Annotated in this window: 15 protein-coding genes; 5 read left to right on the top strand and 10 right to left on the bottom strand. The window is 52.0% G+C overall.

What is annotated here, in order from left to right:
- Nucleotides 1-16 precede the first annotated feature (16 nt).
- From J2I46_RS23680 to dusB, 3 genes are all read right to left on the bottom strand, one after another.
- Nucleotides 17-1,144, bottom strand: coding sequence for a hypothetical protein (locus J2I46_RS23680; RefSeq protein WP_207331554.1), 1,128 nt, complete (start codon nt 1,142-1,144; stop codon nt 17-19).
- Nucleotides 1,145-1,239: 95 nt separating this feature from the next.
- Nucleotides 1,240-2,160 carry a DMT family transporter gene (locus tag J2I46_RS23675; RefSeq protein ID WP_207331553.1) on the bottom strand — a complete coding sequence of 307 codons (921 nt, stop codon included), beginning with the start codon at nt 2,158-2,160 and terminating at the stop codon, nt 1,240-1,242.
- A 111-nt stretch (nt 2,161-2,271) separates the two neighbouring features.
- Nucleotides 2,272-3,267 (bottom strand): tRNA dihydrouridine synthase DusB, encoded by a 996-nt coding sequence (dusB, locus tag J2I46_RS23670; protein WP_207331552.1) that lies wholly within the window; start codon nt 3,265-3,267, stop codon nt 2,272-2,274.
- A 143-nt stretch (nt 3,268-3,410) separates the two neighbouring features.
- Here dusB and J2I46_RS23665 point away from each other — a divergent pair, with 143 nt between their 5' ends.
- Nucleotides 3,411-5,633, top strand: coding sequence for a DUF5916 domain-containing protein (locus J2I46_RS23665; protein WP_229379915.1), 2,223 nt, complete (start codon nt 3,411-3,413; stop codon nt 5,631-5,633).
- A gap of 21 nt (nt 5,634-5,654) precedes the next feature.
- Here J2I46_RS23665 and J2I46_RS23660 read toward each other — a convergent pair whose 3' ends face one another.
- The 7 genes from J2I46_RS23660 to J2I46_RS23630 all read right to left on the bottom strand — a co-directional run bounded on the left by J2I46_RS23660 (nt 5,655) and on the right by J2I46_RS23630 (nt 11,458).
- The gene (locus J2I46_RS23660) at nt 5,655-6,308 is read right to left on the bottom strand and encodes a DUF3667 domain-containing protein (protein ID WP_207331551.1); all 654 of its coding nucleotides are present in this window, start codon (nt 6,306-6,308) and stop codon (nt 5,655-5,657) included.
- 333 nt (nt 6,309-6,641) lie between these two features.
- The gene (locus J2I46_RS23655) at nt 6,642-7,490 is read right to left on the bottom strand and encodes a DUF3667 domain-containing protein (RefSeq protein WP_207331550.1); all 849 of its coding nucleotides are present in this window, start codon (nt 7,488-7,490) and stop codon (nt 6,642-6,644) included.
- Nucleotides 7,491-7,720: 230 nt separating this feature from the next.
- The gene (locus J2I46_RS23650) at nt 7,721-7,891 is read right to left on the bottom strand and encodes a hypothetical protein (protein ID WP_207331549.1); all 171 of its coding nucleotides are present in this window, start codon (nt 7,889-7,891) and stop codon (nt 7,721-7,723) included.
- 249 nt (nt 7,892-8,140) lie between these two features.
- Nucleotides 8,141-8,896 carry a TPM domain-containing protein gene (locus J2I46_RS23645; protein WP_207331725.1) on the bottom strand — a complete coding sequence of 252 codons (756 nt, stop codon included), beginning with the start codon at nt 8,894-8,896 and terminating at the stop codon, nt 8,141-8,143.
- Between the two features lie 105 nt (nt 8,897-9,001).
- The gene (locus J2I46_RS23640; protein ID WP_207331548.1) at nt 9,002-9,427 is read right to left on the bottom strand and encodes a TPM domain-containing protein; all 426 of its coding nucleotides are present in this window, start codon (nt 9,425-9,427) and stop codon (nt 9,002-9,004) included.
- Nucleotides 9,428-9,543: 116 nt separating this feature from the next.
- The gene (locus J2I46_RS23635) at nt 9,544-10,137 is read right to left on the bottom strand and encodes a LemA family protein (RefSeq protein ID WP_207331547.1); all 594 of its coding nucleotides are present in this window, start codon (nt 10,135-10,137) and stop codon (nt 9,544-9,546) included.
- A 208-nt stretch (nt 10,138-10,345) separates the two neighbouring features.
- Nucleotides 10,346-11,458, bottom strand: coding sequence for a BamA/TamA family outer membrane protein (locus J2I46_RS23630; protein ID WP_207331546.1), 1,113 nt, complete (start codon nt 11,456-11,458; stop codon nt 10,346-10,348).
- 88 nt (nt 11,459-11,546) lie between these two features.
- On the opposite strand from J2I46_RS23630, the gene J2I46_RS23625 reads away from it, so the two are divergent.
- The 4 genes from J2I46_RS23625 (at nt 11,547) to J2I46_RS23610 (ending at nt 15,605) form a co-directional block, all read left to right on the top strand.
- A complete protein-coding gene (locus J2I46_RS23625) occupies nt 11,547-12,512 on the top strand; it encodes a hypothetical protein (RefSeq protein ID WP_207331545.1) in 966 nt (321 codons plus the stop codon).
- A 46-nt stretch (nt 12,513-12,558) separates the two neighbouring features.
- The gene (locus J2I46_RS23620; RefSeq protein WP_207331544.1) at nt 12,559-13,827 is read left to right on the top strand and encodes an MFS transporter; all 1,269 of its coding nucleotides are present in this window, start codon (nt 12,559-12,561) and stop codon (nt 13,825-13,827) included.
- Between the two features lie 29 nt (nt 13,828-13,856).
- Nucleotides 13,857-15,134: an MFS transporter gene (locus J2I46_RS23615; protein ID WP_207331543.1), complete on the top strand. Its 1,278-nt coding sequence runs from the start codon at nt 13,857-13,859 to the stop codon at nt 15,132-15,134.
- Nucleotides 15,135-15,206: 72 nt separating this feature from the next.
- On the top strand, nt 15,207-15,605 hold the full coding sequence (locus tag J2I46_RS23610) for a hypothetical protein (RefSeq protein ID WP_207331542.1): 399 nt from the start codon (nt 15,207-15,209) through the stop codon (nt 15,603-15,605).
- Nucleotides 15,606-15,652: the final 47 nt, after the last annotated feature.

The following is a 15,652-nucleotide window of genomic DNA, read 5'->3' as shown; positions in this document are numbered from 1 at the left end:
TTCAGGCTATTAAGTTTCAGGATTTCTTCGGTGTCAGAAAGGTACGAACAGGTTTTGTAAATACGCCTGAGAGGGTCGATACATACACCGTGTTACGATACGTTGCCACCGAGGTGATCTTGTTGCCATACAGTCCGGTGTTATCCAGTTCAGTGGTAGATAAGGTTGTTGGCGTGATCGTTAACTGAAAAAGTTGGCTGTTATAAACACCAATGACCTGATTCTGCACCTGCTTATAGCTCAATAGCGAGTAATTTGTTGGCAGGTCGGTGGCAATAGTTTGCCAGGTGTTTCCCTGGTCCGTTGAGGCAACAAGCTGGAGACTTCCGGCGCCTCCATTCGTTAGTCCATACACCGTTTCGTTCGTTGTAAACTGGCGTATTAACGAATAGGGGTATGTTTTCAGGTACGTACCATCAGGCTTAATGCGATATGTACCTGACGATAACGATACGATGAAGTTGTTGCCAATACGCTGCACCGAACGTAATCCGCTACTAGCTGGTAATACGATTTTTTGGGTTTTCGCGATCGTGAGGGCTACGTACGGAGCCTTGGGTACCGTGACCGACACCAGCAGCAAACACGTTTGGTTGCCGTCGATCACTGGCGTAGCGTACCTGCGATCATACACGTTGTAAGGCACAATAAACTGGTTCTGCTGATTAGCAGCCATGGTCTCTCCCATATCGACAGGCAGGGTAGCGAACGAAGCAAAGTCGGCGTCTAACTGATTCATAATCAGTCGTGCATTGCTATAGTTGAGCACCGGGTCGGTGGTGGGTACCAGGTTTACGAAGCCCTCATACAGAAACCCGAAAAACGTTGAATGAAGGAGCGGGCGATAATCGGTACGTCCATTGTTTTCGGCCTGACCACCAAAATGAACAAAAGTCGTGTCTGTTGTAGACCTACGGTCGGGGTCGGGTGCGATCGCCGTTGTGCGGTTGCCCGACAGAATAATAATAGCGCTATCGGCGTAGCTGGCCAACTGTATTTTCCGGTCGAACAGAAAATCTTCATGAACCTGCCAGGTAAGGCCGGGATCGGGTAGGGGCGTGGGCGTATCCGGAGCCTTTTCTTTACAGGACCACAAACAGCCAACGGCTACTAGTAGCAGGCCAACGCGACGTAAGGGAGACATACACACTCTGGTTAATTAGATACGCCAAGTATACCAGATAGGCGGCAATTGCTAGTTAAGTTAGTGTGAATTTGATCGATTGGGTCGGTGATCAGTTATTTCTGCCGGTTCACCAAATAGATGCCCAACAGGCTGATGGTTAGGCCGAGGTATTGCTGCGGGTAGATCGTTTCTTCGTCGAAAAGGCCCCAGACAACGGCCACCACAGGAATCAGGTACGTTACCGACGCGGCAAAGACCCCCGATGCCAGTTGCACTACCCGGATAAATAGTACGGATGTAATACCTGATGCCATGATGCCCAGAAACAGAACGGCGCCCATTGGCACCAGCGCATCGGCCGCAACGGCACGGCTTACGAAGTCAGTCGATAGCAGGAAAATACCGGCGATGGGACCAACAAAAGCGAACGTCCAGGGGGGGGCAACGAGGGCAGGCAGGTGGCTCAGATACTTGCCGATGAGGTTGGTGTTAATGCCATACATGACCGTGGCCAGTACAACCAGAAAGGCATAGCCGTTGACGGTGAACGAACCGGTAGCGCTGAAAAACACCAGAATCAGCGAGCCGACCAGGCCCAGCAGGATTCCCCATACCTGATTGGCCCGGAACTGTTGCCGAAACAACAACGTACCTGTGAGCAAGACAAACAGCGGACTAAGCGAATTTAACGTACCTGACAGTGAACTGCTTAAGTGCGCGCCCGCTTCGGCAAACAAAAAGGCAGGCAGTAAAAAGCCGAGTACCCCCGACGCCAGCAAGGCCAGCCAGCGCCGACGAAGCACCACCTGTACATCGGGCTGCCGGGCCTGCACAACCAGGAAGGGAATGAAAAACAGAAAAGCAAAGAAGATCCGCCCAGATGCCACCTGCTGAACCGTGAAAGCGCCTAGCGCCTTCTTCATCATAATAAACGAACTGCCCCACACCAGCGCCATGCACGTGAGTAGTATCCAGGCAAGCACCGGGCGTTTTTGGGTAACAAGAACAGGTTCAGTCGTAGTTGTTTCGGTCATATGGCGAATGTGTAATAGATGATGCGGTCCGCCGCTGTGGTACGGTGTATAATGGCTCTGCTAGGTACGTTCCTTTGCGGAGCCATTATACATGGTACCGCAGTAGCCGCGTTATCCATTATACATCAATTCCTCATAAGTCTCACTGACTTCGTGCAGGATGGCCAGTAGTTCGTCGTAGGTGTCGGCAACGACGAAGCGCATCCGGAACTGCTTGAAATCGGGCAGGCCTTTGAAATAATTGGCGTAGTGGCGGCGCATCTCGAAAATACCCAGCCGGTCTCCTTTCCATTGGATGGAGAAGTCGAGGTGTTTGCGGCAGGCGGCAATGCGGTCGGTTACAGTAGGAGCGGGGAGGTGCTGCCCGGTTTTCACGAAATGCTTGATCTCGTTGAAAATCCAGGGGTAACCAATACTGGCGCGGCCAATCATGACACCATCAACACCGTAGCGATTTTTGTACTCCAGCGCTTTCTCGGGTGAGTCGATATCGCCATTACCGAAGATCGGAATCTTAATGCGGGGGTTTTCCTTCACCCGGCCTATCAGCGTCCAGTCGGCTTCACCTTTGTACATCTGCACGCGGGTACGTCCGTGAACGGTAAGTGCCTGAATGCCAATATCCTGGAGGCGTTCGGCTACGTCCATGATATTCTTGGTACTCTCGTCCCAACCGAGGCGGGTCTTTACCGTAACGGGCAGGTGCGTGGCATCAACAACGGCTTTTGTCATCAGCACCATCTTCGGAATATCCTGTAACAAGGCGGCTCCGGCACCCCGGCAAGCCACGTTTTTCACCGGGCAGCCGTAGTTAATATCGATCAAATCGGGGTTGGCGCGGGTGGCAATACGGGTGCATTCGCCCATCGTTTCGATGTCTGACCCGAATAGCTGAATACCGATTGGCCGTTCGTACTCGAAAATGTCGAGTTTCTGAACGCTCTTGGCGGCATCGCGGATCAGTCCTTCCGACGATATGAACTCCGTGTACATCAAATCGGCCCCATTTTCCTTACAAACCGCGCGAAACGGCGGGTCGCTGACGTCCTCCATCGGAGCCAGCAGCAACGGAAAATCACCTAACTCAATTGACCCAATCTTAACCATAATCCTGTTTTACGCTGTGCTTTCTTTCCAACGCCCCATAAACTGGAATAGTTTGGTGAGCCCGAAGATGCCTTAACCACTCATCCTTTTCGCCGAAGTGAACAGACATGATGCCGTACTTTTACGGTGTCAAAATCGATTCTATGCCGCTTCGTCTACATTTCATTGTCCTTATTTATTCAATTTGTGCCCTCACTGCCCATGGCCAAACCCTGCACGTTACCCCCACCGATTCAACTATTCGCGTTGATGGCTTGCTGACGGAAGGAGCCTGGCAGCGTGCCCGCGTGGCTAACCAGTTTATTCAGAATTACCCGAACGATACGGCTGCTGCTTATAACAACACGGACGTGCGCGTCACCTTCGATGCCGACCATCTGTATGTGGCTGTGGTTTGTTTCGACAAAGACCCGGCCCGACGTGCCATTGCCAGTTCCCTGAAGCGCGATTTCGAGTGGGACCAGAACGATAATTTTACGGTTTACCTCGACCCGTTTGGCGACCGTATCAACGGATTTACCTTCAACGTGACGCCCTACGGCGTGGAGCGGGAAGGGCAGTTGTATAATGGCGAACGGGTGGCGTCGGAATGGGATAATAAATGGCGTTCGGCCGTAAAGAAATTTCCCGACCGATGGCAGGCCGAACTGGCCATTCCGTTTAAGAGCATCCGCTACCGGAAAGGATCGACCTGGTTTCTGATGAACTTCGCCCGGCACGACCTGAAAAATAACCAGCGTACAGCCTGGCGGCGGGTGCCGGTTGCCTACCGTATTTCGGCCCTGTCGTTTGCCGATACGGTTCGGTTCAACCGCCCACTGCCCAACCCGGGGCCCAATATTTCGCTCATTCCGTACGTGAGTAGCCGCTACAGCGACGATCTGGGCGAACCCGGCAACGGAACCCAGGGGCAACGTACCTACAAAGCGGGTATCGGCTTCGACGCCAAAATCGGTATTACGCCGTCGCTGAACCTTGATCTGACCGTAAACCCTGATTTCTCGAACGTAGAGGCCGATCAGCAGGTGACAAACCTGAGTCGTTTCGAGATATTTTATCCCGAACGCAGGCAGTTTTTTATCGAAAATCAGGATCTGTTTGCCAACTACGGATTTGAGAGCAACCGGCCGTTTTTCAGCCGCCGAATTGGTATCAGCCTCGATACGACTACGGGCGTTATCGTACAGAATCCGTTGCTATACGGCGCTCGCCTCAGCGGTAAATTAGGTAAATACTGGCGCGTCGGTCTGCTTAATACGCAAACGGCTACCCAGCCCAGCCGGGGAATTGCGGGCCAGAACTACACGATGGGCGTGATACAGCGGCAGGTGTTTGGCCGGTCAACGATTTCCGGCATTTTCGTGAACCGGCAGGGTATAGGCGCATTGCCCGATAGCCTGGCTTTTACCCGGTTGGGTGGCCTGGAATACAACCTGCAAACGGCCGATAACCGGTGGAGCGGAAAGGTGTTCTACAACCGTGTTTTTCGTTCAGAAGGCAGCGGCGATCAGCGAATCAGCAGTGATAATCGGAACGGTAACGATACCCACGGCCTGAACCTGAATTATACCAGCCGGAACCTGACTTTGTCCTGGACGCACGAATACGTGGGGCGCAACTATAAAGTGGGGGATATTGGGTACGTTCAGCGCCGGGGTTACTGGAAGTGGCGGCCGGAAGCGCAACTCACGTTCTACGTACCTGGCAACAAGCAGATTATTTCGCACGGCCCTTCATCGGATATTACGTTTATTCAAACGCTGGATGGACGGCTTACTGATCGGGAATTCAATGTTGGCTACAACGTGCAGGCGCGGAATACGACAGAGGGTGGCCTGGGTTATTACAACCACTACACGTACCTGTTTTCCGGTTTCGACCCCACCAATTCGGATGGTCTGGAACTGGCAAGCGGAACCGGCTATAACATCCACGGCATCTTCGGCTTTCTTAATACCGATAAGCGCAAACTCCTGACCGCAACGCTGGAAGGCTGGTCGGGTGGTTATTTCAACGGGAAAAACACGAGCCTGACCGCTCAGATTCAATACCGGTTCCAGCCCTACGGATCGGTAAGCGTGTATGGTGAATACAACAATATCCGCCTCCCGAGCCCCTATAGATCAGCCCAATACCTGTTGGTTGGCCCCCGGCTGGATTTAACGTTCTCGCGAAAACTGTTCTGGACAACGACCGTGCAGGTAAACAACCAAACGGCCAATACGTTGCTGAACACCCGCCTGCAATGGCGCTACGCCCCGGTGTCAGATCTGTTTGTGGTGTACCAGGAAAACTATTTCCCCGGCTCGCTAACGAGTAAGAACCGGGCGCTAGTCGTCAAACTGTCGTACTGGTTCAACGTATAATATAGGGGCAAATTAGGCCATTTATGCCTTGAAAATAAAAAGGAGGATGATAGAAAACGCTATGATGAAAATGATGAATAAGATATAGCTCACCAGCGTAAGTGCGATTTTTCGAACACTGGACATCGTATCGAAAAATTGATAATACGTCCAATAGGTTAGCAGAAATCCGATAGCGATTTCGATGTAATCCAGTGTATAATTCGGGTTATTTTTATTGATAAGATAGGTAATGAATAAGTAAACTATATGAAATACTGTCGTTTGACCCCACTGAAACGAATTCAATACCAGATGCTGAAAATAATTGTACTTCGACTTTACAAAAGCTACGTATGATGCGAGCGAAGCTATGGGTATGATTAACAAGCTGGTATAGGCATAGTGAGCGAGTATCCAGTCAATGACTACGTATGTATTCGGTGCATTTTTATTGCCAGGAACTGATTTAAAGCCCATTATGGCGCTTTCAATAAACGATGAGTCGTTCAACGGTTTGCTTAAAAACGCGTAAACGGTCGATAGGATCAGTAAGAAGGCTACCGGTTTAAAATGATCGACTCGTTTGCCCTCAATGTATTCCCGAATCGAGTCTCCTGGCCGGGTAAATAGCTCTTTGATGGTGAAAAAGAAACCTCGGTCAACATGTAAAATACCATGCTGGATTTCGTGCACTACGTAATGTAAATTAATGTCGTGTGTATGCGAAGATTGCCCACAAACGTTACAAAAATTGCCGTCAAAATGGTGGTTGCAGTTTTTACAAGTTGTCATCATCAGTAATCAGTTGGCTACTTTCCGGACAGCAGTACCTACTAAAAAACTCAGTCAATCCTGATGACCTGCTTTATCAGAATTGACTGAGTTTTTGATTGGGAAAGCAAAAATTAGTCTACTCAGAGTACGCGGAACTACATCCTTCGGCGATTTGTGTGCTTGCCCACACAACGTATGGGCAGTTGAAATAGGTAGCTCATCACATTGTTGCGGGAAAAGGGAATGGTATCGCTAAAAAGCAACTGAAAAATTGAAGTTGTTGCTATGCCGAATAGCAAAATCTATGGTTACTCCTATTGCAAGAGCGACCAAGGCAAATGAGAGCATACCAAGAAGATAAGCTACAAAGGCCTTGACGTAGTTAGCTGCCCGATGTTTGTCATAAAACTGACCGATTGCCCAACCGGCGTACAAAATGAACAGGTAACTACCTACCTGCATAAGTGGGGTCCCGGACAGCTTTTCCGATAGGGCGAAGACTGCTAAAACCAGCATGCCCATGCCCATTACAAAACAGAGCACGATTAACAGCTCAAAAAAATTATAGTCGTATTTTCGGAAGATGGGCTTCATCCACATGGCGATAAAAGCACCCATCAAGAGGTTTGCATACCCATAATGGGATTGAATCCACTTGAAGATGGCTCCGGTTGCCGACGCGTGCTGCTCGCTGAACTTGATGTAGCCATCCTCAATGTGTAGAGCGCCACTGGTGATCGAGTAGATGGCAGACGTTACAATAATGAAGATGATAGGCTTTACCAGCCGATTCCGGTCTTCCGAAAAGAAGCTTTTGATCGTTTGCCCTGGCTTAAGCAGTAACGCTTTAATGGTATAGAGGAGGCCCCGTTCAAAGTGCAATACGTGTTCAATCTCGTGGACGATGTAATGTCCATTGATGCGCTTCAATGTGGCTGGCTGGCCGCACCGTGAACAAAAGTTTTCATCAATCGTATTGCCACAGTTGCGGCATTCGCTCACTGTTTGGGTAAGGGTGTGGGCTGGGTACGTGTCCATGCTGAGCTCTACTAGGTCGCTAACGCTTTGTGGCAATATAGACAAAACGAAGCGGTTGGTCAACTATAGCTCTGGACTTGTCACACAGTTGTAACTCCAACGCATGTACGTTGTATTGACGGCAAATTGAGTAAGACGATAATTGTAACGTGCTGACAGATAATACAATAACGCCAATCGAGAGGTGGGCGAAAGCCCGTCCATGACCAGGTACGTTACCCCTTTGCCTGCGTTAGATGCCAGGCTAACCTACCAGCCACATAACTGAACAGGCCGACGTAGACACTGCTCGTTTATTCATAGCCTTTGATGCTGGCAAACCCGCGAAGAAAGAGCCAGTATAAGCCAACGGCTAGTGCGGGCATGACAACTACATTAGTTGTAACGAACTTGGCTAGTAAAGCCACCAGGAGGGCTGCGGCTATAAAACTAAAATAGTATTTGGCCCAGGGAAGTTTTGACATGAGCGATCAAGTCTAGTTGACCAAAATGATTTCACTGGGAACTACTTTATCAGTGAAGCTAACGCCTGTCAGACGGATCTGACCAGCCTGTTTCCGACGCCTGACGCACTTGTCGCAGGGAACTTACCTGACCTGGTTCAACGGATCTGATAAAAGGTGGTTCTCGTATCGGTCGTGACCCACCTGCATCATCTAATGCTTGATCGGACACTCTACAAAGGAAAGCACGAACGATTGCTGCTGGTCGATTTAATAGTCGCCACCTGCGCCGCCTCCGCCGAAGTCGCCTCCGCCAAAACCGCCGAAGCCACCACCTCCGCCGCTACTACCTCCGCCACCACCCCAGCTGCCCGATGAGCTACCCCAACCCGAAAACGTGGTGTATGGTAGGAACATGCCCCCTCCGCCGCGCGAACGGTTGCCGCCGCCACCGCCGTTTCTTGAGCGAATGACCAGGAAAATGATAACGCCGATAATAACCAGCCAGATGAATATCTCGCCTCCGCCCGAATCATCATCCGATACTGGATCAGCTTTGTATTCGCCCGTGGCCCGGCGGAACATCTCATCAACGGCTTCGTCGAGGCCCTGATAGTATTGCTGTTGTTTGAAATTCGGAACAATGATCTGACTGACAATGCGTTTGGCAATGGCGTCGGGCAGTACGCCTTCCATGCCCCGGCCTGTGGCGATGAATATCTTACGGGTGCCGGTTGCCCAGAGCAATACCACGCCGTTGTTCTTGCCTTTCTGGCCAACGCCCCATTTGCGACCAATCGAAAACGCGTAATCGGCTGGTTCATACAGGCCAGTCGATTTAACGACAACGATCGCTAGCTGTGAAGATGTTGAATCGTTGTAGGCTACCAGTTTTCGTTCCAGCTGCTGCACTTCACTTGGCGAGAGCATGCCAACCAGGTCGTTGACCAGTCGGGGCGGAGATGGGCGGGCGGGTAAGGAATCGTCGGGTACTGCCTGGGCGTGTGCTGCCAGCGACAGCAGCATACCAAACAGCCACAAACCAGCGGCTAGCCTGGGAGAAAAGGACCGGAAAATAGAGCGGAAAGCAGTCACGGGTAAAACGGTGGAGTCTGGTAGAGCGTTAGTGTCTCAACCGAATGAGATATCGTCGGGCAGTTCATTGATGTCGTCACTGGCGCGGGGGAAAAAAGCCTTCAGGTGTTGCCCCGCCCGCTCAATTCCCTGGCTAAGCCCGGTGGTATAGTCATTGACGGCAAAATACCGGCGCATCAGTTCTTTGGTGCTTGCCCAGAAGTCGGCCGGTACTTTCGCGTCGATACCACTGTCTCCCAGTATGGCAAATTTTCGGTCGTCGTGAGCCAGGTAGAACAGCACGCCATTCTGTTCTTTTGTCTGATGCATCCCTAAATGCCCAAACACGTCAATGGCTCGTTTAATGGGGTCGCCGTCAGGACAGCTTGCCTCAATATGCACCCGGATTTCGCCCGATGTTTCGCGTTCGGCCTGTCGGATGGCAGCAATAACTTGCTGCTGCTGGTCGGGGGTGAGGATCATCGCTTTTACAGTTAAGAATTAAAAGTTAAGAGTTACTAGTTGTTGAGTGATCATCGCGATTTACATAGACCGGCTGATCAACTCTTAACCAGTAATTCTTAACTTTTAACTAGCTCTTACTTCTGCGTGCCGAAATCAACGGTTGGGGCGTTCTGTGCGGCGGCGCTGGCTTCGAACAGCCCTTTGCGAGGGAAGCCGAAGATACCCGCGAAGATATTGTTCGGAAACGAACGGACCGACTTATTATAGTCTGTGGCGGCCGTGTTGAAATCATTACGGGCAACGGCAATTCGGTTTTCAGTGCCTTCGAGTTGCGCCTGAAGTTCTGAGAAGTTTTGGGTGGCTTTCAGCTGCGGATAGTTCTCGGAAACGGCCAACAGCCGGGATAATGAACCGCCTAACTGGTCCTGCGCGGCCTGGAATTTCTGAATATTCTCGGGCGTCAGCTGATCGGCCGACAGTTTGATTGAGGTTGCACTGGCGCGCGCTTCGATAACGCTCTGAAGGGTACTTTTCTCGAAATTGGCAACGCCTTGTACGGTTCGAACTAAGTTCGGAATAAGGTCGGCGCGGCGTTGATATTGGGTTTGAACCTGGCTCCAATATTTATCGACATTGGTGTCTTTATCTACTAAGCCGTTATACGAACTACAGCCGTACATACCCAGCAGGGCTGCAACGACAACAAAAATGATTAATCCTCTTGACATGGTTTTACGTGGTTTGGCCGAATTGGCTTATGGTTCAGTAAACGGTTCAAAGCTAGTAACAGTTATCAATTATCGACTATCAATTATCAATGACCGGTCCCGGGCGTACAGGATTGGACAAATTAAGCGTTGAAAGCGACGACCTGCTTCGCATTGACTCCGATTAGTGATCAGACGAAGCAACGGGCAATTTGTAACTCCTGCTTCATCAAAACGCCTCCCCGATTGTCAGGTATACGCCGCTTGAGCCGAGGCTGGCGTAGGGGATACCCCGGCCGTAGTCGAGGCGAAGATTGACCAGATCACGGTTGACCCGAAAACGGAGCCCGGCTCCGTAAGCGGCTTTGGGGTCGTTGAGGCGTAGAAAATCACTCCGGTTCCCTAACGTGCCTATCGACCCGAAAGCCACCACGCCCAGCCGCCGCCAGACCCGGAGCCGTAATTCGGCCTGCAACAGTGCCATGTTCTCGTCGCGGAAACGGCCCTCGTAATAGCCCCGGCTGCGTTTGGTGCCTCCCAGCAATGATAACGCATTAAACGGCGCATCGCCGCCACCGGTGACGCTCAGTACATAATTCAATGCCAGCGTGGCCCGGCTACCCAGCGGATGATAACTGGACATATCAGCCACATACCTGTCGAAACGTACCTGACTACCCACGGCCCGTCCCTGGGTCAGGTACGTTAGATCGGCCACCACGCCCCGGTTTGGGTAAAAAACGTTGTCACGTGAATCGTAGAACAACCCTGTTCCTGCGCCTGATAACAGGCTCCCCAGCCCGCCGGGTACGTTGCCGGAGGCCAGTTCACCGTTGGGCGCTATGCTGGTAACATCATAGTTCTCGTACTGGTACCGGATGCCCGCATACAGGCCCCGCCCTGGTTTGGCCGGATCGGCTTTGGTGATTCGCCGAAACACATTCACCCGCACACGAGGAAAATTGACGCCGTATAGTTCTGCCGGTACGTCGCGTTGTCCCTGGCCGAAGAAATAGTAGTTGTAGCGGTAGTAGCCCAACTCACCGTTGGCGAAGTAGAGGTTGTTTTTGTAGAAAATCTGGAAGGGTATATAAAACAGCAACTGTTTATTCTGCGTGTAGGCCGCCCCGACCGTCACCTGCGACGGACGCGCCCGGAATGGAGATCCCTGGCTGGCCGTGTCGTTCCGAAACCGGAATGTGGCCGTGGCTGCTACGCCAAAGCTGAACCGGGTTTCAGGCGTGTAATAGATCAGGGGTAACGGTAGCAGGCTGAACCGCTTCGGGGCCATTGAATCGGGGGGGGTGAGTAGGGTAATGGATAGGAGTAGTGCGTTGACCATACCAGTTTATACGCGGAAGGCAGGCAGAAGGTTTTGGTGGCCCACAGGCGGTTGGTTATCTTCGGCGTGGCTATCTGCCGCGTTTCTTATGCTTTCCCAAACGTTAATCAACACCCTGCGCCAGTGGCACTTGCTGGTACTGCTCTTCCTGCTCACGCTGATACCCGCCCTGCCACCGGCATTGGCCTTCTTCAGTACGCTGACCAGCGAAGTCCACGGTTCGCTGGCTCCGGTGCAGATGATGCCGGGGTTCAACTACACTGTCTTCAGCGATTTCATGCACGATCACGGTGGCGCGGTCTGGCCGTTGATCCGGGCTGGGTGGTGGACGGCGGTTCTGTCGTTGCTGATCAGCGTGTGGGCAAAAGGAGGGGTGTTGTATAGCTTTACCAATGGGTTTTCGGCGGTCACGTTCTGGCAGGCAGGTACGCATTATTTTAGCCGAAATCTGCGCTTGCTTGCCGTAACGGGCCTTTTCGTGCTGTTGTGGGGACTCAGTCTACTCTTGGTGGGTACGTTAATTGTACTGCTACTAGACGGTACGCTCGACGTCTCGTACACCGAACGTGGGTACGTTGCCCTTGGGGCGGTAGTGGGGTTGATATTCGGCCTTATTCTGGTTCGCATTCTCTGTACCAGCCAGTATGCCAGCGTGCTGATGTATCAGCATGATGTAACGGCGGCCATGCATGCTTTTGCGCAAAGCTGGCGGTTTATCAGGCTTCACCGGCTGGCTACGTTTGGCCGGTATCTGTTATTGCTTCTGATCGGAACGGTGCTGCTTGGGGTGTATCTGCTGGTCGAATCGGCGTTCAATGCCGGTAACTGGCTGCTGATTGGTATTCTCTTCCTGCTGCAACAGGCCTTCGTGTTTAGCCGGGTAACGCTGACTGTGTGGTCATTGCGTCTTGCGTTTACGAACGCGCAAACCCTGCCTCAGCCCGTTGCGCGTTCAGTAGCTAAACCAAATGTGACTCCTTCTCAATCTACCAGCGAAACAACGCCCCGGCAAACGGATTCGGCCACGTCCGATGATATAACGCTTGCCGTGTAATGCTCTTTCCTCTGTACGTAACCTTCGCGCATTAATTCACCAAACCATGCAAACCTCTTTACCTGATACCGAATCCGCTAAACCTGCCGTTGGCCTCTTCAGCTTACCTGTCATCGTGGCGGCGTTGGGCTACTTCGTCGATATTTATGATCTACTGCTGTTTGGTATCGTACGCGTTCCCAGCCTGAAAGCACTGGGGTTAACCGCCGAACAGATTTCGACCGAAGGCACCCGTATTTTCAACTGGCAAATGGTTGGGCTGCTGCTGGGCGGTATCCTCTGGGGAATTCTGGGCGACAAACGGGGGCGACTTTCCGTATTGTTCGGCAGCATCATTACTTACTCGATCGCCAACATTGCCTGTGGTTTTATTCCAAACGTGACATTCATGGAGCCAACTACCTATTACGCCCTGATGCGCTTTGTGGCGGGTGTGGGGCTGGCCGGCGAACTTGGTGCGGGCATTACGTTGGTAAGCGAAGTGCTGCCCACCCGGCTGCGGGCCATAGGTACGTCGCTGGTGGCGGGCGTGGGCCTTTCCGGCGCGGTAGTGGCCTATTTCACCGTTAAATTGTTCGACTGGCCGCTGGCCTATTTCATTGGTGGCGGGCTCGGTATCGGGTTGCTCTTGCTGCGCGTCGGCGTGGTTGAGTCGGGTATGTTCAAGAACGTATCGGCCGACACGTCGGTGACAAAAGGAAATTTCTTTGCTTTTTTTACGAATGGCGAACGGCTGAGCCGCTATCTGAAATGCATTGGGCTGGGCATTCCCACCTGGTTTGTTATTGGGGTATTGGCCACGTTTTCCAACGAATTCGGAACGGCGTTGGGAATCACGGAAGAAATCAAACCTGGCCTGGCCATCATGTGGTGCTACGTGGGTCTGTCGACAGGGGATTTGGCGAGTGGCTTCATCAGTCAGGCCCTGGCGTCGCGGAAAAAGGCGGTTACGTTGCTGATGGCCTTCACGTTTATATCAACCCTTGTTTATCTCTTCGGCGGACTCACTACCGCCGACGGTCTGTACATAGCCTGTCTGGCGCTGGGCTTCGGTATTGGCTACTGGGCTATGTTCGTGACCATTGGCGCTGAACAATTCGGTACCAATCTACGTGCGACGGCCGCCACCACCGTACCCAACATGGTGCGCGGACTAACCTTCCCCATGACAACCCTATATCAGTTTGCCAAGCCCCTGCACGGCGTCGTCTATGCCGGAGCTATAGTGGGTGTAATCGCCTTTGCGCTAGGCTTTTACAGTATCCTGACCATTCCCGAAACCCACGGCAAGGACATGGACTTTATTGAAGAGTAAATCCGCCAGCGTAAATTCCACCACAACTAATGCCTACAACCCTAAGCCCCTCGCCTTCCGCCCCTCGCACTTCTCTATCGCCACTCTGGTCTTTGCCCGTCATTGTGTCCGCGTTGGGGTTTTTCGTGGATGTGTACGATATGCTCATTTTCAATATAGTGCGAGTGCCCAGTCTGCAGTCGCTGGGGCTAACCAAAGGAGAGGTATCGCATCTGGGGGCATATATTCTGTACTTCCAACAGGCCGGGTTGCTCGTGGGCGGTATTCTGTGGGGCGTTATTGGTGACCGGCGTGGCCGTATGTCAGTTCTATTTGGCAGCATTATCATGTATTCACTGGCCAACATTGCCTGCGGGTTTGTGCCGTATATCACCATCATCGAACCAACTACTTATTATGCTCTGATGCGGTTTGTGGCGGGCGTAGGGTTGTCGGGTGAGATCGGCGCGGCGATGGTGCTCGTGTCTGAAATTCTGCCGAGAGCCATTCGTGGTTACGGATCGTCTATCGTAGCGGGCATTGGGTATCTCGGGGCGGGTGTGGCCTACGCAACCAGCACGCTGTTCGACTGGCAAACGGCCTTTTTCGTTGGCGGTGGCATGGGGTTAGCCCTGTTGCTGTTGCGGGTGAGCATGTTTGAGTCGGGCCTGTTCACGAACCTGAAGCAGGAACACGGTGAAGTAAGGCGGGGCGATTTTCTGTATTTTTTCAGTAGCCGGTCGCGGAGCATCAAATTTTTACGCTGCGTGGCGGTTGGGCTTCCAACCTGGTTTATCGTGGGTATCCTGGCCACATTTGCCAACGAGTTTGGCGAGGCCATGGCGCTCACGACAACCGTTGAACCGGGGCGCTGCGTTATGCTGATCTATTGTGGTCTGGCAGTTGGCGATTTGCTTTCCGGCCCGCTCAGCCAATGGCTGCAATCGAGGCGGCGGGCTGTAACGTACCTGCTTATCTGTAGTCTGACTCTGTGTACTGTGTATCTGTTTGGTGGTGTAAAAACAACCGGTAGCCTGTATGTCATTTGCCTGCTGCTTGGTATCTGTACCGGCTACATAGCCATGTACCTGACCATGGTGGCCGAGCAATATGGTACTAATCTGCGTGCTACTGCCACTACATCGGCGCCCAGTATCGTGCGCGGAATGCTTATTCCCATGACATTAAGTTTTCAGGCCCTGAAGCCGTTTGCAGGTACGTTAGGTGCAGCGGCTGTACTGGGCGTTGTGGTGTTTGGCCTGGCGTTCTGGTCGCTATCGCAAATGGAAGAAACCTTCGCCAAAGAACTCGATTATGTTGAAAAGTAGACTGCTTAACGGGTGCGCATTACAACTAACCCCATCGAAACGGGGTCTATTGAGTTTCAGATACTGATCACTATGAAAAAGCTATTGATCGTTGCCCTGCTGGCTGTATCGGCTACTTGTCAGAATCAGTCGACTGTTCTGGCAGAGCAACCTATTGTAGAAATTAACGCCAGGGTTGTGGGCGACCAATTGCCTGTCGATGGCTGTGGGGCTCATTTATGGTTGAATTTTACCAGTCCCTCGTCAGATTCACGCACATTCCAACGGTTGCCAACAGATGCTACCCGATCACTGATGGATAACATTATCAAGGCAGAAGCGGCCAGCCAGCCAACCGGGACGCTTTGGATGGGTAGTAAAGACGTGCTGATTCGGTATCGGGAGACTGGCCAGACGGCAACGTTGTTGTGCGGCTGGAATGCGAAGCAGGAGCTAAAAACGATTGAACTGCTCGATATCAAAGCGCGGTAAGGCAACAGTCAATGTGTTCATACAGCATCGGAGACAGCTAAGCAGGT

The sequence above is a fragment of the Fibrella forsythiae genome, assembly GCF_017353175.1.
In the GTDB taxonomy this organism is placed as follows: domain Bacteria; phylum Bacteroidota; class Bacteroidia; order Cytophagales; family Spirosomataceae; genus Fibrella; species Fibrella forsythiae.
The sequence above is the reverse complement of the archived record's forward strand: the minus strand, read 5'-3'. Positions and strand labels throughout refer to the sequence as shown.